We start from the raw sequence: 1496 nt of genomic DNA, 5'->3' as shown, positions 1-1496 counted from the left end.
GGGGCTCGCGGTCGCCGACCTGGCCCCGCTGCCCACCGCGGTGCGGCGGCGGGTGATCCGCGGCTGGTTGCTGGCCGGCGGCGCCTGCGAGCTGACCGACCGGCAGATCCGCGCGGTCGACGCGCTGGTCACCGACTGGCGCGGGCAGGGTGGCGTCGCCGTCCCTGGCGACCGGTCACGGGTACGGCTGTTCGCCGGACGCCGCGACGGGAGGCTGACCCTGTACCGCGAACCGGTGGCCGAACGGCACCGCTAGGCTGTGGGAGTGCCTGTGCCGACTGCGGACTTGTATCCCGGGGACATCAAATCGGTGTTGCTGTCGGAGGAACAGATCAGAGCCAAGACCGCCGAGATGGCGGCGCAGATCGCCGAGGACTACCGCGACGCCGCCTCCGGGCAGGACCTGCTGCTGATCACCGTGCTCAAGGGCGCGGTCATGTTCGTCACCGATCTGGCCAGGGCCATCCCGGTGCCCACGCAACTGGAGTTCATGGCGGTCAGCTCCTACGGCTCATCGACGTCGTCGTCGGGAGTGGTGCGCATCCTCAAAGACCTCGACCGCGACATCAACGACCGCGACGTGCTGATCGTCGAGGACATCGTCGACTCCGGGCTCACGCTGTCGTGGCTGCTGCGCAATCTGGCGACCCGCGGGCCCCGCTCGCTGCGGGTGTGCACGTTGCTGCGTAAGCCCGACGCGGTGCGCGCCGACGTCGACATCCAGTACATCGGCTTCGACATCCCGAACGAGTTCGTCGTCGGGTACGGCCTGGATTACGCCGAGCGCTACCGCGACCTGCCCTACATCGGAACCCTCGATCCGAAGGTGTACGAAGACTCCTGAGCGCAGAATGCAGGCATGGCCGACACTGCCCTGCGCATCTGCCCGTTCTGTGAGGCCACCTGCGGACTGACGCTGACCGTCGAGGACGGTCGGGTGGTCGCCGCCCGCGGGGACCGGGACGACGTGTTCTCCGCCGGGTTCATCTGCCCCAAGGGCGCAAGCTTCGGTGAGCTCGACAACGACCCCGACCGGTTGAGCGCGCCGCTGGTCCGTCGCGACGGCGTGCTGACCGAGGCGACGTGGGAGGAGGCGTTCGCCGCGGTCGCCGAAGGACTCGGGGCCGTGGTGCGTGAGCACGGCGGGACCTCGGTCGGGGTGTACCTGGGCAATCCGAACGCCCACACCGTCGCCGGCGCGCTGTACCCGCCGCTGATCATCCGCGCCCTGGGCACCAGGCAGGTCTGTTCGGCGAGCACGCTGGACCAGATGCCCAAGCACGTCTCACTCGGGCTGATGTTCGGCAGCCCGGTCGCGTTCACCGTGCCCGACCTGGACCGCACCGACTACCTCGTGGTCATCGGCGCCAACCCGTTGGTGTCCAACGGCAGCCTGGCCACCGCCGCCGACTTCCCGGGCAAGCTGCGCGCGCTGCGCAGGCGGGGCGGCCGGCTGGTGGTCGTCGACCCGGCCCGCACCCGCACCGCCGAGCTGG

At 70.3% G+C, this 1496-nt stretch carries 3 protein-coding genes; all 3 read left to right on the top strand.

The genetic code is table 11. From position 1 onward, the window contains the following. Positions 1 to 256 (top strand): TilS substrate-binding domain-containing protein (locus MVA01S_RS29810; protein ID WP_174539018.1); only part of this gene is annotated, 256 nt, incomplete at its 5' end. Between the two features lie 9 nt (positions 257 to 265). Then, positions 266 to 844: a hypoxanthine phosphoribosyltransferase gene (gene hpt / locus MVA01S_RS29805; protein ID WP_040542063.1), complete on the top strand. Its 579-nt coding sequence runs from the start codon at positions 266 to 268 to the stop codon at positions 842 to 844. Between the two features lie 15 nt (positions 845 to 859). Continuing rightward, on the top strand, positions 860 to 1496 hold a 637-nt coding region (locus MVA01S_RS29800), incomplete at its 3' end, for a molybdopterin-dependent oxidoreductase (protein ID WP_159426394.1).

The sequence above is a fragment of the Mycolicibacterium vaccae NBRC 14118 = CIP 105934 genome (genome assembly GCF_001552715.1).
GTDB classification, from domain to species: Bacteria; Actinomycetota; Actinomycetes; order Mycobacteriales; family Mycobacteriaceae; genus Mycobacterium; species Mycobacterium vaccae.
The sequence above is the reverse complement of the archived record's forward strand: the minus strand, read 5'-3'. Positions and strand labels throughout refer to the sequence as shown.